The organism is Alteromonas sp. ABH4_454, from assembly GCF_056311775.1.
Genome location: NZ_CM149972.1, coordinates 4,154,656 through 4,174,493 on the forward strand (window position 1 = coordinate 4,154,656; position 19,838 = coordinate 4,174,493).

The following is a 19,838-nucleotide window of genomic DNA, read 5'->3' on the forward strand; positions in this document are numbered from 1 at the left end:
ACAAATCAATAGGTATTATCTTACATTCGTTAATATCGATTTTGATGCTGAAGCTCGCTTCTAGCCTGCCTATGCTTTTAGTCGAGGTTGGGGAGAGTCATGTTATCTATGAAGGTTCCCGCAACGCTCAACATTTTAACGTAAGCGATATTCGAGGGTTATCACCATGATTATTTTAGTTGGTGGAGAAAAAGGCGGTAGCGGAAAAAGCTGCTTGGCACAGAACATTGCAGTGTATCTTCGCACTGAAAAAGGTGCCAAGGTATTGATGGTGGATTGTGACCCGCAGCGAACGACCTCAGACTGGATCCAAGAGCGTAAAGCAAACCCTCGTTTGGCTGAAATTAACTGTGTTCAATTATATGGCAAAATACGTAACGAATTGCTCAGTCTGCGACAGTATTACGATTACGTAGTGATCGACTGTGGTGGACAAGACAATCTAGCCTTGCGCTCATCAATGGCGGTGGCTGACCATATACTGATTCCACTTAGACCTAAGCGTCGTGACCTCAAAACCGTGCCTCACATGGAAGATATTTTGTCGACTTGTAAAATGGTCAACCCGAAAATGAACGCAGCTTTTGTGATTACACAATGTCCTTCGCTTCCTAGTCTCGCTAACCGCATTTTAGAGGCAAAAGAAGTGTGTCGTTCATTCGGCATCCCTGTTTTAAACTCTGTCACCTTTAGTAGAAATATGTATGACGATTCTGAAGAATCAGGGCAATCGGTGATTGAGAGTGAGCCTGAGGGCAAAGCCGCTACGGAAATAAGAGCGCTGTTTGAAGAGCTATTAGCTGGCAAATTGGAGGATGCTTATGAGTTTGCTCAACCTCAAAAAGTCGAAGCCGTTAGCTAAGCCCAATCTTCGTTCGATAGAAGATTTTATTGATGATGCGTTGCTTTATGCGCAAGGCAAACTTAATAAACAAGAAGAACAAGGAAGAAAAGGTTGCGTTAAAACCGTAAACAGCCAGAGCGTTGCACCAATAAGAAAACCGGCCAAGACGGAAGGTATGCGTCACGCTACCTTTACCTTAACGCCGCAGTGTATTGAAAAGCTTGCAGATATTGCTCATAGAACAGGAAAAGCAAAGTCAGCGCTTATTCGCGAGTGGATTGAAGAAAATAGCAAAATTTAAACTAAAGTATAAATCCAAATACGTATAAGATTCGTTTTATCCTTCAAAATAATAAAGTTGCTAGGCCGAAGGCCTATTGAGATACTTAGTATTTAGCGTATTCTGACAGCGTATAGGAGATACAATAGAATGGGCCGTGGAGGATTAAGCACAGCGCGCGTGCTGGTTTGTGCCCTGATGATTGCTGTATATCTAACATCAAGCAAGTCAGTAAAAGCGTTCGAACTGTTTCATACAGAAGTCAGGCAGATTGAAAACCTGCTTAACACTAAAAAATATGCCGAAGCGGACAGCACAGCGCTCTTGCTATTAGAACAAGCGTTGCAACAACAGGAAATGCCCGCAGATACCTTTTCATCACTGGGTCAGCTACTGCAAAATGCTTCTCGCTTTGAAGTAGCAAAAGCCATTTTTAATGCTGCGTTAGAGCGTTATACCCTCGAAGGTCGCCTCAATCAAATGGGAGCAACGCTCCTACAACTCGCCACCTCCGAGCGACACCTGTCTAATTATACGAATGCCGTAACCTATGTCAGGCGCGCAATGTCTATCGCTCAAATTGAGCGCGATGATCTTTTAAAAGCCCGTTTAAATCTCGAGCTAGGTATAATCCAACAAGAACAAGGCGAAATAGAAGCGGCGTTAGAGCCACTGAAAAACGCGCTACGTTACTTTCGGGAAAATAACATGGCTAACGAAATGAGCCTTTCCCTTCTTCGCATTGGCGAAATTTATAGTTTACTTAATCAGTCCACGTTAGCCCACACCTACTACCAAGATGCATTCGATAGCATTCAAAGCACAGGGACGCCTAAACTTCTCGGTTCAATTAAAACACGAATGGGCGAGCTGTCATTAAAGTCTGGCGCCATCAAGCAAGCTATACAAACCATAAATGAGGGCCTCACTCTTCTGCTCTCTACTAACGACGTTGGTGCCATCGCACAAGCAAAGATGCTAATGGGTAAAGCGTTCGTTGAAGGTGGCGAGGTTGCTAAAGGTAGAACACTTCTGCAAGAAGCTATGCAGTTTGCAAGTTCATCGGGGCAGACAAAATTAATGAAAGAGGGACGACTCGCTCTTGCTCAAGCCTATATGAAAGAACAAAATTTCGAACTGGCACTTACAGAAGCGAGAACAGGTACTATCGATGCGCGTACAAACAGAGATATTCGTGGGCAGTTGAGCTTCCTTTCATTGCAGCTTAGTGCTTTTGTATCTTTAGGTGAATTTAAGAAAGCCTTGGATGTTCAATCTGTCATTCAACAATTACGCGAAGTTTTGCTCGACTCAGAAAACAAGTCAGCCATTGAGGGGCTTCAGGCTGAAATTGAGCTTGTGCGTCAGTCCCGTACACTAGAAAAACTGGAAGAGTCGAAGCAACTTGTACTTGCCCAAGCTGAGCGTGAAAACTTACAAACCACCTTGTTTTGGAGTGTATCGTTAGCTGCACTTCTGCTCACATTTTTAGTTTGGAGTCGTTACAAACAGCGTCAACAAACTATTATTCTACGTCGCGAAGTTAGACAGCAAACGCTAACGCTACAAGAGAAAAACCAAGAACTAGAACGCGCTTACAAAACCCTAGAGGAAGTAAGCTTACGCGACCCTTTAACCGGCTTGTACAACAGGCATTATCTGGAGTCACAGCTTCCGGGCGAAATTAGACGCAGTCAATTTTCAGCAAGACAAAACCCAAATGCCAATAAGTCTAAACAAGACTTACTCTGCCTTCTTATTGACATTGATCACTTCAAGCGGATCAACGACGACTATGGGCATATAGCAGGAGACAAGGTGTTGTCAGCATTTGCCGGCGTCCTAAAAGAGGTATTCCGGCAAACCGATCTCATTATTCGATGGGGCGGCGAAGAATTCTTAGTAGTGTGTCGACAATCAAACAGAGAAGAATTGCCAGAGCTGGCTGAACGTTGTCGGGAAATGGTGGCTCGTACCTCTTTTGATATCGGTTTAGAAGAGCCTATCTACATTACCTGTAGCATTGGCTTCTCTCTTCTTCCTCCAGATAAAGAAGATGACTTTGATACCGCATGGAAGCGCACGTTTGCCGTTGTAGATTATGCGCTGTACGCAACTAAGCTGTCCGGTAGAAACGGCTGGGTGGGTGTTATAGAAACTCTTGAAACACCGAGAGCGCACCCAACTTTGTTAGATACTAAGTTCAACTTTCCTGGTTCTAGAATTGCCACGTCTTTTAATAACGTAGCCAGTATTCAATGGCCAGATACCCTCGATAAATAGCAGTAGAGGAAATGAGATATGTATAGAGGAAGTTGCAGTTGCCAAGCCATTCAATATGAAATTGAACATATTGATGAGTTCGAAGCCGACGATGAAACACTCATTCAGACAGATATCAGTAAACTGCGTATGGCCGTTGAAAAAGAAAGGCTTGTGATTGACTGCGCGCCTTCCGCGCTAGCCGAACTACATCAAGCAAACGGTGAAACGCACCATGTATGTAACGTGTGTGGAAGTGTAATATGCATAGAGGTGAGCCCAAATAAAGTGCTAATTGACGTCGCGTTTAGCGGTCACGACGCTTTAGCTGAGCCTCACCGCCAATTTATCTTATAAAGCAGTTCTAGTCGGTTTAGCTCAGTTCAGTTCAGCTCAGTTAAATAAGAACAAGCGATATACAACAAAGCCTATTGACTGTTTAATAACGCGGATGAAAAGGGTGGGATGCACTCACCCTTTTCCCGTTAGCACCTAAAGCTATGATGACAAACGCTTAGTCACTGCTTTTAATGTCTTCCATGTGATACTTATCAATTAACGAATAAAGTGTAGGTCGGGTAACGCCAAGCAGCTCGGCAGTTTTCGACATGTTTTTGTCCGCTTTTTGATATGCCCTTCGTATGGCGCGACTTTCAGCTATTTCTCTCACTTCACGCAAGTTTAATGTTTCAGGCTCATCGTGGGCGTCAACTGGCATTAGCCCTAGGTCATCAGGCTGTATTACCGTCCCTTCAGCCATGATCACTGCTGACTTAAGCTTGTTTTGCATCTCACGAATGTTGCCCGGCCATTTATGGGCTAACATGGCATTGACTGCCGTTTCTGAAAAACTCTTGGCTTTGGCTTTAAACTCTTCGCGGTAAATGTTCAAGAAGGTACGAGCAAGCAGAATAATGTCTTGATCCCTCTCCCGTAGCGGCGGGATCATAATGGGCATTTCGCCCACTCGATAATATAAATCTTCTCTAAAGGTTTCTTGCGCGACCATGGCTTGCAAATCTCGGTGAGTCGCACAAATCACGCGTATATCAACGGGAATTTCATTGCGCCCACCAACCCGTTCGATCACTCTCTCTTGCAAGAAACGCAGCATCTTAGCTTGTAAACCAATAGGCATATCGCCAATTTCATCTAAAAATAGCGTACCGCCCTGTGCCGTTTCAATCTTACCTACTGTGGTTTTATTAGCGCCTGTAAATGCCCCTTTTTCATACCCAAACAACTCACTTTCAAGCAGGTTTTCGGGTATTGATGCACAGTTTATCGCCACAAAAGGTTTATCTTTTCTTGGGCTATGTTCATGAATGCTGCGTGCAAACACTTCTTTACCGGTACCACTTTCACCAAGTAGAAGCGTGCTGATATCGGTGTTGGCAATTTTCTCGGCGCGGCGAACCACTTTTTGAATAGCTTCACTATTGCCAACTATCCTCGACATACCTGAACGAGTCCGCGCTAAAATGCTGTTCTCATGTTCTAATTTCGACAGGTTTAACGCGCGATTGACCAATAATTTAATAGTGTCTGAGTCGATAGGCTTTTGATAAAAATCGTACGCCCCGAAATCAATGGCTTTAAGCGCATTTTGCTTATCGCTGTTACCTGTGACCACTATGACTTTTGTTCTTGGCGCCAGCTTAATGATGTCGTGAAGGATTCGTAAGCCCTCAGAAGCGTTGGCAGGGTCTGGTGGAAGCCCTAAATCTAGCGTAACCACTTTAGGTTCAAAACGACGCAGCTGCGCAATAGCAGAAGTATGATCGTCAGCAAAAACAACATTGTAATCCGTAAGGCTCCATTTAAGCTGTTTTTGAATGCCTAAATCATCATCTACTACCAAAATGGTATCGGTCATTTCATCATCCTATTAATCTACTTCATCCATCCGAGGAATGTGGATTTTTGTCGCGTACGGATCCACTTTCTAATTATTTGTCTATCCTATCGGAAAATGCAGCGTAAAACAGCTACCGCGTCCGGGTTCACTTTGGACCGTTAGTTTACCACCGATAGACTCGATATAGGTTTTCGCATCGTAAGCGCCTATTCCCATACCTGCATTCCCTTTTGTGGTATCAAAGGGTTTAAATAAACGTTCTTCAATAAAGCTTTTTTCCATCCCCACGCCAGTATCTTCTATCATGACAAGCTGGATATTGCTGTCGGAATTGGCAGTTATCACTACATCAACTTCACCGTCATCACCTGTTGCTTGTTGCGCGTTACTGATTAAATGGTAAAAGACATTGGCTACTTTTTCTTTATCAACCATAACAGCCGTTTCTTTAAGCACATGCACTTTCGGTATAGGGTTTAAACCTGAGCAACGACTACTTACCACATCCTTGGCAACTTCCGAGAGTAAAAGCTCAGCGTCAACCCCTTCCTGTACCGCCTTTTTGTCAGTGAGTTGCTTTAACATTTTCTCCATTCTAGCTTTAGTATGCTCTAAGGTTTCGAATGTATCGTCGATAAACTCGGGATTGTGCTTATGTTGTTGCGCGTTTGCCAAAATAAGGTCAACTTGAGCAAGCACGTTTTTTAGATCGTGTAGTACAAAGGCAGACATTCTGTTAAACGCAGCAAACTGTGCATTTTCAGCAACTACTTGTGCCGCCTCATGATGCTGCATATAGGTACCTACCTGCTCAGAGACCGCAGTAAGATAGTCTTTAACTTCCCAATTGAGACTAATTTTTTCTTTGTCTCCAGGCGCAAGTAAGGCAAATCCCCATAACCCTCCGTCTTTCAAGAAAGGTACAAAAAGCTGGTAGCCCCACTCTTTTAAAGCATTGCGGTCTAGTTTTAACCCTTCGTAATCAAAAGGCTTCACCAGATAAGCATCTGTATCAATAATCCAACCATTTTTATCACTATATTGCGCTAACGTTTCTAACATAGTGTAGGTGGCACTGCCTTTCGTTTCACTGGCTATATCTGTAATAGGCGATGCTTCGGCCACACGTTCATAACCATTTGCATTCACCCTATAGAGCAGGCCCGATTCATACTGAATAGCGTTCAGCATGCCCGTTAGCCCAGCGTGATAAACATCTGATGACGAATCACCGGCCCTAGTTAGCCACTGGGTTAACTTCACCCATTCGACGCGATAGTCGAACTGATTGGCAAAGAAATGCTTCGTTATAAAAACTTTGATTTTTGTGCGAAAGGCATTCGATAAAAATACTGTGGCTAACAACGCGAATGACATCACCACCAGGATAATTTGTACGGTAGCGCCCCAGCTCCCCCCGACATAGTTGATGGCATAGCCAACCACAGCCATGACAAATAGGTAACCACCCGCCACAAGCAATAATGAGCTATGTAAAACCACATCGCGGGATATAAATATATCTATCCCCCAGTGATGAATACGGCGAATTGATATTACGAGTAAAGGCATGAGCAAGAAGTAGATATAACCCCGTGCAGCGATATAACCAATTTCCACTTGGTTAACCATGGTCGCGTTAGCGTAGGTTACAAATTCGAACAAATTTGTTGCGCCAAGATAGATAATAAGCGGTTTGAAGGCCCACTGCTCTCTTCCTGCTTGCCGATAGACAACCTCTAAAAGTACAAGGACTTCTAAAGAAAGTACGATTAAAACGAGAAAGCTCCACGCAGGGTTAATTGCCAATAAATAGGGTGCAAGAAGCGCGATAAGCGCTGGGGCGACAATAATCAGCGTAATGGGGCGTTTTAATACAGCAGCTATATTACTGAAGTTAGTTTGAATACAAGCAGACAAAAACAGAAGCCAAGCCAATTGCTTTACAACGTCAACGCTTAACAGCCAGCTAAGGGAAATGGGGCCGAACAGCGAGGTAATTAAACTTGTCGACCATAAAAAAGTGGCAGCGGTCGCAACGACAAGCAGGTGCTTGGCAACGCCTGGCTTTCTTACTGTTAGCAATAACAATAAAAGGGCTAGGTGCGCGAGACTATTTAGCCCGTAGCCTACATCTGAAATCATCCTTTTATCTCACCTTTATTATCATTATTAGGAGGCATAGATCTGCGTGCTAGCAGATCATTACATTGGTAACACTCGATATATACCGACCATGTTAGATGCTGCAAAACTCCATCTCGTTTTTTGTATAACTCCTAAGTAGCAGCAAGAACTGCACTTATGCTGTGCATCTTGTCCTATTGCCGTATTAGATAGAGCAACGAGTTGGTAAAACGGGCTCACAAAATAAATAGTTAACTTACGTCCTTCGTGATGCGCAGGCCAAGCCTGCGCTCTGAGCTTTTACCGATTAAACCTTTACCGTTTTTGAATTACCAAGGAACCAATTGAATAGCCCGCGCCAAAAGAGCAAAGCACTCCGATATCGCCAGAGACTAAGTCTTCATGATTCAAACCAAAAGCAATAACAGAACCCGCAGAAGCAGTGTTTGCGTATTCATCGAGTACGATGGGCGCTTCTGTTCTGTCTGCATCGCGCCCCAATAAGCGCTTACAAATTAAGGTATTCATATTAATATTAGCTTGGTGCAGCCACCAACGCTTCACGCCTTCTGGTGTGATGTCATGGCTTGCTAGGTGCGCTTCAATATGAGCCGCAGCCATCGGGCAAACCTCTTTAAATACTTTGCGCCCAGCCTGGTGGAAAAGCTTGTCAGGACCGTAAGGATCGACATCTTCAGCACGGGTCATATAACCAAAATTCGAACGAATATTATTTGAATACTTCGTCAGTGCCTTAGTGCTAAGCACGTCGTAGACGTGTTCACTTTTAGCCGTTTCAGCGAGTTCTAACACAGTCGCTGTTGCTACGTCACCAAAGATAAAGTGGCTGTCTCGGTCTGCGTAGTTAATTTGAGGAGAAACTAACTCAGGGTTGATAACAAGTACGCGAGTAGCATTTCTAGCGCTTAGCATCTCATAAGCGCGATGCATGCCGAAGGTTGCTGCTGAGCAGGCGACTAGCATATCAAAGCCAAAGCCCTCAATGTTCAGTGCTTCTTGCACTTCAATAGCGATAGCGGGATAGGCACGTTGTGTGTAGGCACACGATACAATAACGGCATCAATCTCATCCGAACTCACATTCGCTGAAGCCATAGCTAACTTAGCGGCTTCAACGGCAATTTCCGCCTGATGAGAAAGTTCATCATCTGCTCGCGGCGCAATTTTTGGTTTCATGCGAGTGATGTCTAGCGCGCCCTCTTTTTGATAAATATAGCGACTTTTAATTCCCGACGCCTTTTCAATAAACTCTGCACTTGAGTAAGGCACGGCGGCTAGCTCACCTGCTTCAATTTTAGTTTTGTTTTCAGCGTTAAACGCGTCGGCGTATGCGTTATAACTTTCTACTAGTTCTTCATTGGTAATACTGTCTTTTGGGTGCCAAACACCCACACCGCTAATCACTATTTGTTGAGACATAAGCATTCTCTATTATCTGTTAACACTTCTGGCTTTTAAAACGTCGCGTTACTTCGTGTCCTTCACGCTACGGTGCCAGTGCAATTAAGCCTAATCGTACCTTTTGTTAGCAATACGACTGCGTTTTATGAGCTATAGCTTACCTTAATCCGTGGTCACTGTAACTATGGTGAAAGCCACCGTTCCCACTCAAACACCTAAATCGCTGCTGAAATAGAATTGACTTGACCAATAAAACAGCATCCATTGAGCCACTCCAAAAAGAATTGTTTATTCAAAGAAACAAAATCAACTTCTTTCCCTTTCACATCCACAGCTTAAGTAAGCAAACAAAAACCTCAAAATATTAGAGAGTTAGAGATTTAAAACGAACGTAAATTAAAGTGACTAGCAAATAGACGCCCTCGCACCTCTACAATTTATTTACAAAATAATGACCTTCAACGCGATATTGGTTGACAAATTGGCAAGATAGAAATAGGGTTTAAACATTAAATTGGTAATAACAATAGTCTCTCGATTATTCAGTGCCGTCTTTTCGGCAATAATCTGTTTAAGACTAGGTGATACCAAAGGTGACGAGGTTGTATCTAACCTTCGAAATTTTACTTATGAGGAAAAGATAATGTCTAAACCATCAATTGGTTTCATCGGACTTGGTCTAATGGGCGGCAACATGGTTGAAAACCTTTTAAACAAAGGTTTTCCAACCACAGTTATGGACTTAAACCCTGATGCAGTGGCTAAGTGCACCGAACGCGGCGCAAAGGTTGCAAAAACAGGTAAGGAATTAGCTGAAACCGCGGATATCGTCATGCTTTGCTTAACGACATCGAATATTGTCGAATCAGTAATGTATGCTGAAGACGGCATTATGGCGGGGCTAAAAGAAGGTGCCGTGGTTATTGATTTTGGAACTTCTATTCCTTCTTCAACAAGAAAAATTGGCGCAGACTTAGCAGCCAAAGGCGTAGGTATGGTAGATGCACCACTAGGTCGAACTCCTGCACATGCGAAAGATGGCCTACTTAATATTATGGCGTCTGGCGACAAAGAAACGTTTGAAAAAGTGAAACCAGTTCTTGATGAACAAGGTGAAAATGTCTTTTACCTCGGTCAGCTTGGTGCAGGTCACACTACAAAACTGATTAATAACTTCATGGGTATGACCACCGTATGTGCAATGTCACAAGCTTTTGCTGTAGCAGAGCGCGCTGGCGTTGACCGCCAACAGCTTTTCGACATCATGTCTGCAGGTCCATCTAACTCGCCATTTATGCAATTCTGCAAAAACTATGCAGTGGATAATAATAGTGACTTAGGCTTTTCTATTGCTAATGCCAACAAGGATTTAGGCTATTTCTTGAAGATGGTAGAAGACTTAGGTACTGAGTCGAAAATTGCTGAAGGTTCATCAGCTAATTTACAAGCAGCCTTTGACGCCGGCTTGGGTAACGGCAACGTTCCTGAAATCTACGACTATTTTGTCAAATTAGATAAGTAGTAAACGAACGCTCTGGCGAAACTATACACAACCTAAAAGAGAAGTGATGCCGTGAAAATTCAAGGTCTACGTTGGTGGGTAATTACACTTATTGCTCTCGCAACAATTATAAATTACATCGATAGACAAGCTTTAAGCGTATTATGGCCTGCTATTGTAGAAGACTTGTTTCCAGATGAATCAGCGTTAGAAAGGAAACAGATTTACGCTAATATCTCCATCGTGTTTGTTTTCTCTTACGCGTTTGGTCAGGCGATTTTCGGTAAGATTTTCGACTGGATTGGAACGCGAATTGGCTTCGTTCTTTCTATCGGTGTTTGGTCACTCGCCACTATTGCTCATGCATTTGCGCAAGGCATGTTGAGCTTCAGTATCTTTAGATCGATTTTAGGTATTGCCGAAGCTGGTAACTGGCCTGGTGCAACCAAAGGTAACGCCGAATGGTTTCCTACGAAAGAGCGTGCGCTAGCCCAAGGCATCTTTAACTCTGGTGCGGCTATTGGTGGCATCATAGCCTTTCCAATTATTGGCTTTTTAACTCTGCATTTTAGCTGGCAGGCGGTATTTATTATCGTAGGTGCCATCGGTCTTTTATGGCTATTGCCTTGGGTTATTATAGTTAAAGCTCCACCAGCGATGCACGCTTGGATTACCGAGGAAGAAAAGCACTATATTCTTTCTGGTCAGCGCACCATGAGCGAAGATAAAGATGAAAATGGTAATGCCAAGGAAATGGAGGAATACAGCCCTTCAACAGGTGAACTGCTTTCTCGCAAAGAAAGCTGGGGCGTAATTATCGCTTCGGCGGCAATCGACCCTATTTGGTGGTTATTTGTATTCTGGATCCCTATCTACCTTAACGAAGTGTATGGCATGAACGTTACCGAGATAGGTATATACGGCTGGGTGCCCTATGTGGGCGCAATGCTTGGCGCATGGTTTGGCGGTTTGTTGGCGCAAAATCGTATAGCGGCTGGCTGGACGCCGAACAAGACAAGGAAGCTAGTTATCACCTTGGGTTGTCTAATAATGCTTCCTGCTCTTATCGCAATGTCAGATCCTGGCGCGCCAACGGTAGCGGTGCTTATTATGGCGGTTATCCTGTTCGGCTTCCAAACAGCAATAGGTAACGTTCAAACCCTTCCGAGTGATTTGTTTGGTAAAAAAGCCGTGGGTACGCTATCTGGTTTTTCAGGTATGGCGGCGAAGCTGGGTGCGGTGGGCTTAACATCGTTGGTTCCATGGCTTACTGCAGATGGTAATTATACGCCAGCCTTCGTCATAGGAGCGTCGTTAGCTATCATTGCAATTGCAGCCATTTGGCTTCTTATCCCAAAAATAGAAATGCTTAAGCCTAAGCGTTAGTAAATTGATGCGCTATCAGAATTATTAGGTGTCTGGTAGCGCATTTTTTACCCATAACGTAAACCCAACTAACAGGTGTCTATAACCTGCCCCCTAACCTAAAACTTATCTTGCTGTCACAGTGAAAAGTACTCTGACCCCAGACCTATCTGACCAATTCCGCTAATCCCTTTTATCAAGCTCATTTTAAACGTCTTAATTTTTAAGAAATTTAGTAAATTTGCTAGCAAATGTTAATAAATTGTGTTTTTATTAGCCTTATTACCAATTTGGTAAAAACAAATACACATATTGGTAACACCAAAACACAATAAAAACTTTACCACCCTATACTTTAACTTGGAGCACGATGCCATCATGAAGATTAAAGCATTTGCACTTTGCGCCATAGCCGCAGCCATTACGGGATGTGATGTAGATTCTGATAACAACCCTAATACCCTAGGTAGTATCACGCTATCTGGTACGCCAACTTCTGGCGAAACGCTAACTGCCTCAGTCAGCGACCCAGATGGTATTTCATCAGACGTAAACTACTTTTGGTACGCTGACAATCAACTTATTGCTGACGCAAGCGGTGCAAGTTTTACTCTTACTGACGATCAAATTGGTTCGGCTATTACGGTGCAAGGCTCTTATACTGACGATGGTGGTATTAACGAATCTCACGTGAGTGAACCAACAAGTGATGTAATGGCAATAGCGTTTGAGTCAAGTATTGCCATCTCTGGCGATGTTGTAGTAGGCGGTATGCTTACTGCCACAGTTTCAGATGAAAACGGTGTAGAACCAGAAAGCATTGTTTATACGTGGTATGCAGATGATGTTGCTATTGAGAATGAAGTTACATCTACAATCACGCTTACAGAAAATGAGTTTGGTAAGGTTATTACCGTATCAGCGGCTTTTACTGATAACCGCGGCTTCGATGAAGCCCCTATGTCTGAACCAACAGACCCTGTAGGTCGCGTAAATTCAGAAGGTGCAATCGTTATTGTAGGCACGCCTACTGTTGGCAACACCCTTTCTACAGAAATTAGCGATGAAGATGGCGCTACCGGTGAAGTGACATACCAATGGTATGGCGATGACGTTGCCATCTCAGGTGCTACTCAAAGCAGTTACGTCGTTGACGCAAGCCTTGTAGGCCAGGTCATTACGGTAGAAGCGTCTTATACTGATGATAATGGTTTTGAAGAAGTTATTACCTCAGAACCTACCATTCCTGTTAATGAGCAAGCTGTTGACGAGGCTGGCTCAATTGAAATAACGGGAACCGTCCCTTATTTGGTAGACGGTGTATTAACGGCAACACTGACAGACAATAATGGGTTTGACGAAGCAAGCGTTGAATACACATGGTTTGCTGATGGCGTAGCGATTGCTGATAGCAACAGCAGCACTTTCACACCAAGTGCTAACGCTGGCGCAATCATTTCTGTAGAAGCCTCTTACACCGATAATGACGGTTTTGAAGGTTCAGCATCAGATGCTGTTGATACCATTGTTTATACTACTGTAGTTAACGATAAAGCCGGTCTTGAAAGTGCACTTAATAGCGGCCTTGCCGACGGCGATGTCTTAGGTCTAAACACCAACGTTTATGCTGACCTAGCACCAATTTTATTAACCAGTGCTGTAACCATGACTGCAGTAGAAGGCGAAACGCCGGTCATATCTGGTGAAGCATGTATAAATGTTGCTAGTACTGTAGACGGTGCAGCAATAAAGGGCATGCGTTTTGAAAGCATTGATACGGCATTAGATTCTTACTGTGAAAGCGAAGCAGCCGCAGTTATTTATTCAGAAGGCGATAACTTCACTTTTGCTGAAAATACAATGGACGGCGACCAGACCACATTGAATGAAGAAACTCATCATTGGCTTGTTGTTAATGGTGAAGGCGCCATGATTGAGCGTAATACCTTCCGCAATAGAAACAACGCGGTTAAAGGCTCGGTAATCAAGCTCTCTTCTTCGGGCCTAAACCATACAATCCAGTACAATTTGTTTGAAAATGCGGTTAACCCGAACTTCAACCAATCAAGCCTACTGCTTCTTAACATCGGAAGCACTACGGGTGCAGATGCGGCAGAAGACGCTAACTTTGTTGTTCAGTACAACCGTATTGATAACTTCACTTCAGGCCGTCGCCTAATGCGTGTTCAAACGTCTGGCGCTACTATTCAAGGTAACACGATTATTGACCCGAAAGGCGGTATTTCCTTAGAAGACGGTGGGTTTAACACCGTTGCTGACAATATCATTATTCGGACCACTGATATTTCTGGTTCAGACGAACGCCCAAGTGGTGTATTGATGACACCGCTCGGTCATACGGTAACGAATAACTACATTGCAGGTATTCGTTCAGGCAATAAAGAAGCTGGCGGCTTAGTGTTCACGGCTAACCCATTTTCTCAAGCTGACGGCGGTGTACCTAACGCAGGTAACCAAGCTGTGCTTGACGGCAGCGGTGACCTAACGCTAACTGTTACCAAGAATACCGTACTAAACTCACTTCAACCCATTGTGTTCAGCACCGAGATTGGCAGCAGAGCACCTGTGGGTGACTGTGACGAACTAACTGCAGATAACGCGCCAGTTCTTTATGGTCTTACCAAAAACTTCTTTGTAATCGACTTCGATGCTAATGCAATTGCAAATGGCTTTAACGAAGCAGATAAAGAAAGCACGCTTGGGCTTGCATTTGATTCTGAAGCGATTAGTAGTGACCACGCTTTTGAATACGACTGTGATCTAATTAACCACGAAGAATCACTACTTTCTAACAACTTCGGCTTTACCGATAGCTATGCATCGGGCGATGTTGAAGATGAGTCTTGGGTAGACATTCGCAACCTTAACGGCAACGGCGAATTTGATACCGACGGCGCTATCGACCAAAACCCCGCAGACAATGGCAAGGAAGTGCCAGAGTTTGTTACCGCTCCCAACGGTCTAATTGAAACCGACCCGAACGGTGCACAAGCAGTCGCTGGAGCTAAAGGGCTTTACTACATTCAGTCTACTGATGTAGGTGCTGGCTCTACATGGACGGCAGATAATTAATACATAAAACACAAATACCCTACACATTAAGTCACTGCGCCCTTCGGGGCGTTAGTGCATCGATAACACAACGGAGAAATTGTAATGTCGTTGAAAAGAAGCACACCCTTTACCCTAAACCCAACTGCGCGTTGGGTAAGAGCCGCATTCATTGCTGGTGTAGCCAGCACTGCCGCTTTTTCGGTACAAGCGCAAGAAACGCAAGAGCAGACCGCAGCGGAGGACGTAGAAGTTATCGACGTTGTTGGCTCACGTCGTACTATACAAGACCAAATTTCAATCAAGCGCGAATCTACTACTGTTGTTGACGGCTTATCGGCCGAAGACATTGGTGATCTACCTGCGCTTTCTATTGGTGAAGCACTAGAATCAATTACGGGCGCAGCGTCACACCGTGAAAATGGTGGTGCTACAGAAATTACTATTCGTGGTCTAGGTCCGTTCTTAAGTGCGACGCACATTAACGGCCGTGAAGCGACTAATGGTAGCGGTGACCGTTCGGTTAACTTCTCACAGTTCCCAAGCGAACTGGTTAAGAAAATTGCTATCTATAAAACCCAAGACGCCTCTATGATTGAAGGTGGTGTGGCTGGTGTTATCGCCTTAGAAACTGTTGCACCTCTTGATTACGGCAAACAGCGTATTCAGGGTGAAGTTAAAGGCAACTATAACCCTGACGAAGGCAATGTAGATAACTCACTGCATAGTGACTTAGGCTATCGTGGAACGATAAGCTATGTTGACCAGTTTGAGTTCAATAACGGCTCTGCGTTAGGTATCTCTATCGGTGCCCAGCGCCAGGATATAACTCAACCTGAGGCCGAGTACAGAAGCTCTAGCCCAACGGGCTCTTCACTATGGGCGTGTTTGAACGATCCTACCAACACTAATGAAGGTTTTTTCCGCAGCAGCGCTGGCGACTGTGAAGACCAGGTTAGCGGTAGCTCAAACCAAGGCTACAACACAGAAATCGACCCAGAAACTGGTGAGGCAATCAGTGCAGGTTCACCTTATGCGTGGACAGGTAGTTCTCGTAGCTATCGTCAAAACGAAACATCTGATGAGCGAGATGCATTCTTCTTAGCACTACAGTTTCAGCCTAATGACGCCTGGGATATTAACACTGACTTCCAGTACTCGAATCGCTTGCAACAAGAAGCAAGACACGACTTAATCTTCCTACAAAAGCGTGCGATACCTGGTTTGACTGGCCCTACGTTGGTGACCAATGATGTGGGCGGCATTCTACACTGGGAAGGCCAAGATCGTATCGAAAGCTCTGGTGAACAGTTCTCGCGTGACGAGACTTACCACGGTTTTGGTATCAATGTTGAGCACTTCGCTACTGATGCATTAACGTTAAGTTTCGACCTTTCCTACTCAAAAACCGAGCGTGAAGAGCTACAAATTTCAAACCGTGCCCGCACCGAAGACAGACAATTCTTCTCGTGGGATATGGGTGATGATATTCCTCATTTCACGGTACAGAACTTTGACGTGACTGATATCACTAACTTCTACGATAGCTTACGTACCCGTGCAGACAGAGAAAATACGCGCGAAAACGAAGTTAAGTCGGCTAGAGTAGATTTTAGCTATATTCTTGACCACAACGTTTTTGTAAGCATCGAAGGTGGCTTACGTGCCTCTGAAATGACATTCGTTCAGCTAGGCGGTTCTCAAGGTAACGGTTCTAGAACTGAATGGACCTTCTCTCCGACTGAAGGCTCATCTGACGAAGAAGAGATCGCCCAAGCAATTGCACTTATGCAAGGCTGTCAAATTGACTTCCCAGAAAGTGACTTCTTATCTTCTGTTTCAGACGGTGACATTATTACTCACGTTGATGGAGACGGAAATACCGTAGATAGCGGCACTGGTTCTTCGTGGGCAACCTATGACAACAACTGCTTCGCCCGTGCCGTAGCTGCATCTAACGGCGATGATTTCGCTTACCCTGAGTTGGAATATGAGAACTCGGGAACAATAGATGTCACTGAGCGCACTTATGCCGGTTATTTGATGGCGAACTACGACACAGAAATGTGGGGTAAATTCATTCGCGGTAACTTTGGTGTTCGTGTTGTAAACACTGAAGTTACTTCAATTGGCTTCAGAAATTCATTTGAAGTTATTGAAGGTGAACTGGGTACACTGACACTTGTTGAAGATGACTCAGTGGTTGAGCGTATCGAAGGTGGTGGTAGCTACACTGAAGTGCTGCCTAGCGCTAACTTCGTAATGGATTATAGCGACGATATTTTGCTACGTGCTGGTATTTATCGCGGTATGTCTCGCGCAGACCCATCAGACCTAGGCTTTAGCCGTACGTTCCAAACTGATGATGAAGTGGCTCCTACGACTATTTCAGACTTAATTGTTGGCGTAAACGGTTCTGGTAACCCGAGTACTAAGCCACTTATGTCTTGGAACTATGACGTTGCCATTGAATGGTATCCGAATGAAGACTCAATTTTTGCTTTCGGTGTTTACTACAAGCAGTTTAACGGTGGCTTCCAACAGCAAACGGTGCTAGAAACGTTTGAAATTGAAGGTGACGATTATGACTTGCCTATTACTAACTCTGTAACAACAGACGAAAGCAGCAGCATCATTGGTATCGAAACCTCAATCGCTTATCGTTGGGATAGTGGTATTGGTGTTAAGTTTGGTTATAACTATGCTGACACAGATTACGAGTTTGAGGATAGTAATTACGGTGATACATTTATTACCGACCTTGACGGTAATACTACTCAGTTAACCCAAGGTATCATTCCTCCGGGCGCTGTACCTGGATTCTCTGAGCATGTGTTTAGCGGTCAGGTTTATTACCAGATTGGAGACCTAGATACAGCGCTTATCTATAAGTACAGAAGCGAATATTTCCAACCTTACACCAGCAACGGGACGCGCTTGCGTTACGTAGACGAGGTAGGTGTGTGGGAAGCACGCGCATCGTACAAGGTTAATGACCACGTACGTGTTAAGGTTGAAGCAATTAACCTATTCAGCGCACCTAAGTCTCAAGACTACTACGTTCAAGGTAACCTTGGCGAAGTTAACGACTATGGTCCTCGCTTGTTTGCAGGTGTTACGGTTAAGTACTAAGCACTTCCAATCGCAACAGATAATGCCTTAGCAAACGCAAGGGATTACGCGACTCTGAAAGGCCCAAGTTCAAGCTCGGGCTTTTTTATTAGATAATAAAAAACCCGCTTAATTAAGCGGGTTTTTGTTTAACTATTTAGTGTTAAATTACAGCTGGTTAATTTGCCATACCGATACTGTACCGCTAACTTCATTGCCTACAACAAGAAGAGGCACACCACTTGGGCTGTCGTCAGCGCTAACAAATACCAAACTTTCTGGCGCAAGGTCACCAATAACATCATCGCTGGTTAAACCTTCGGTAAGATTGCGGTTGATCACATACTCAGCAAATTGAACATCGTAAGGGTTCGTTACATCGTAAACAAAAATACCACCCATGCGCTCTGTACCGATAAATGCATAAGTACGGTCGCCAACTTGACCCACGGTCAATGCCTCTGGCTCTGGTCCTTTGTTCTCAGAACGTGAATCGCTAGCGTTTTCGTCGTCACCGTTATTGAACTGTGCGCCGTGAACTGAAGCGGTAATGCGTTCAAAATCGTCGCCAGAGTCATAAACCACTAAGCCGTTTTGATCCCAAATGGTAAATGAGCGCGCACCGTAAGCGTATGCTGCCTCGTACTCACCGTCTCCATCAGCATCACCCATAGCTGAAGTTACACGTAAATCATCAGCCTCACCTGTTGCTTGTAGCATGGCCAATTCAGAGTTTGCAGCAGCCGTTAGGTCTTCTACTTTCACTTCATCTGTGTAGGCAAGGCAACCATCATCTTCGTCGAAATCAACACCACCAGCGGCAGTACATGCAGCTTCATCAGCAGCTTCAAAGAAGTACTCACGGGCGTCACCTTCGTTCGCAGTCACGATGAAAGTTGCGTCTTTCCACGTAAAATTAGCGATAGTATCTGGCTGATATACACCATACAGGCCAGTATATTGGCCAAAGCTAACCGCATCATCCTCTTGGATATCTATGTTAAGGCCAGCCCAAGACTTAGTCCCTAAACCAACAACATCCACGGTTAACTCTTCTAAATCTAATATCGCCAGGCCATTGTTTTCCTGAAGACTTACATAGGCAACATCGTTAGTCGCCGTAATATATTCAGGCTCTAGGTCTTTCGCTACAGTCGAGGTGATAGCTGTTCCATTAATTGTGCGTCCTGCTGGATTTGGGAACATCATTCCTTGTGCTATAAGCTCAGCTTCACTGCCGTTAAATGCGCTAAAGCCTACGGTAGTGCCTGTTTCTTCAGGCTCACCACTGGCAAGAATGTTGATAACCGTGATAGAACCTTCAGGATCAACAGTATAGTCATCAGACGGTTCGCCTTCGTTGGCTACTAACACTTTACCGCCATCAGGGGTGAAAGTGACCATATCAGGTAGTGCGCCTACCTCTACCGAGTCTAAAAATGCGGGAGCAGAGCTATCAAGTCCGTTGTAAAACAACACGTAACCATTATCAGTTTTAACATCCGCAGGTACTGCAACGGCCATAAGGTCACCGCTTATTGCAATGCTTGTTAAACTGCCTAGTGCGACACCGTTAATGTCAGCAGGTAATGCTATCGTAGTCGGTGTTAGCGTGGTCGTATTGATTGGATCTGACATTGTTGCCGTACTAACGCCTGAGGCATCAATAACTGCAATTGTATTTGTTTCGCCGTTAGTGGCGTAAATAGTGCTGGAATCAGAATGATATTGAACGATTTCAGCTGCCGTTTGATTGCCTAAGAAGGCACGACCAACGATATCCATTGCAATACCGATAGAAGCATCGGTGCCGTCGCTGCCATCAGTACCTGGATCACCCTGTTCGCCCTGTGGCCCTTGTGCTCCTGTTTCACCCTGAGCACCATCGTCACCATCAAGGCCGCATCCTGTGAGCGCAGCTGAAACTAAAAATGCAATTAATCCGTATTTAAACTTGTTACGCACTGCCATTTGATTTCCTTTTTAATTGTTTTTT

The 19,838-nt window shown here is 44.4% G+C and carries 12 protein-coding genes; 8 read left to right on the plus strand and 4 right to left on the minus strand.

The features are described 5' to 3' along the window. Positions 1-166: 166 nt before the first annotated feature. The 4 genes from ACYX4W_RS18135 (at position 167) to ACYX4W_RS18150 (ending at position 3,743) form a co-directional block, all read left to right on the plus strand. Entirely contained in the window at positions 167-862 is a 696-nt protein-coding gene (locus ACYX4W_RS18135) for an AAA family ATPase (RefSeq protein ID WP_476074123.1), read from the plus strand. Continuing rightward, positions 822-1,145, plus strand: coding sequence for a replication protein RepA (locus ACYX4W_RS18140; protein ID WP_476074124.1), 324 nt, complete (start codon positions 822-824; stop codon positions 1,143-1,145). Before ACYX4W_RS18135 ends, ACYX4W_RS18140 begins: the two co-directional genes overlap by 41 nt. Positions 1,146-1,274: 129 nt before the next feature. Next, positions 1,275-3,407: a tetratricopeptide repeat-containing diguanylate cyclase gene (locus ACYX4W_RS18145; protein WP_476074125.1), complete on the plus strand. Its 2,133-nt coding sequence runs from the start codon at positions 1,275-1,277 to the stop codon at positions 3,405-3,407. Between the two features lie 18 nt (positions 3,408-3,425). Beyond that, positions 3,426-3,743, plus strand: a complete 318-nt coding sequence (locus tag ACYX4W_RS18150; RefSeq protein WP_476074126.1) for a GFA family protein — start codon at positions 3,426-3,428, stop codon at positions 3,741-3,743. A gap of 157 nt (positions 3,744-3,900) precedes the next feature. Here the strand turns inward: ACYX4W_RS18150 and prsR are convergent, their stop codons facing one another. The 3 genes from prsR to ACYX4W_RS18165 form a co-directional block, all read right to left on the minus strand. Further along, positions 3,901-5,262 (minus strand): PEP-CTERM-box response regulator transcription factor, encoded by a 1,362-nt coding sequence (gene prsR / locus ACYX4W_RS18155; RefSeq protein WP_474805335.1) that lies wholly within the window; start codon positions 5,260-5,262, stop codon positions 3,901-3,903. A gap of 81 nt (positions 5,263-5,343) precedes the next feature. Continuing rightward, a complete protein-coding gene (prsK, locus tag ACYX4W_RS18160) occupies positions 5,344-7,389 on the minus strand; it encodes an XrtA/PEP-CTERM system histidine kinase PrsK (RefSeq protein ID WP_476074127.1) in 2,046 nt (681 codons plus the stop codon). A 297-nt stretch (positions 7,390-7,686) separates the two neighbouring features. Then, positions 7,687-8,811 carry a beta-ketoacyl-ACP synthase III gene (locus tag ACYX4W_RS18165; RefSeq protein ID WP_476074128.1) on the minus strand — a complete coding sequence of 375 codons (1,125 nt, stop codon included), beginning with the start codon at positions 8,809-8,811 and terminating at the stop codon, positions 7,687-7,689. 625 nt (positions 8,812-9,436) lie between these two features. Here ACYX4W_RS18165 and ACYX4W_RS18170 point away from each other — a divergent pair. From ACYX4W_RS18170 to ACYX4W_RS18185, 4 genes are all read left to right on the plus strand, one after another. Further along, positions 9,437-10,315 (plus strand): NAD(P)-dependent oxidoreductase, encoded by an 879-nt coding sequence (locus tag ACYX4W_RS18170; RefSeq protein ID WP_476055997.1) that lies wholly within the window; start codon positions 9,437-9,439, stop codon positions 10,313-10,315. A gap of 51 nt (positions 10,316-10,366) precedes the next feature. Continuing rightward, positions 10,367-11,680, plus strand: a complete 1,314-nt coding sequence (locus ACYX4W_RS18175) for an MFS transporter (protein ID WP_179984293.1) — start codon at positions 10,367-10,369, stop codon at positions 11,678-11,680. A gap of 357 nt (positions 11,681-12,037) precedes the next feature. After that, positions 12,038-14,752 (plus strand): poly(beta-D-mannuronate) lyase, encoded by a 2,715-nt coding sequence (locus ACYX4W_RS18180; protein ID WP_476074129.1) that lies wholly within the window; start codon positions 12,038-12,040, stop codon positions 14,750-14,752. An 84-nt stretch (positions 14,753-14,836) separates the two neighbouring features. Then, on the plus strand, positions 14,837-17,863 hold the full coding sequence (locus tag ACYX4W_RS18185) for a TonB-dependent receptor (RefSeq protein ID WP_476074130.1): 3,027 nt from the start codon (positions 14,837-14,839) through the stop codon (positions 17,861-17,863). Positions 17,864-18,010: 147 nt separating this feature from the next. On the opposite strand, the gene ACYX4W_RS18190 is transcribed toward ACYX4W_RS18185, so the two are convergent. Beyond that, positions 18,011-19,813, minus strand: a complete 1,803-nt coding sequence (locus ACYX4W_RS18190) for a choice-of-anchor I family protein (RefSeq protein ID WP_474805328.1) — start codon at positions 19,811-19,813, stop codon at positions 18,011-18,013. Positions 19,814-19,838: the final 25 nt, after the last annotated feature.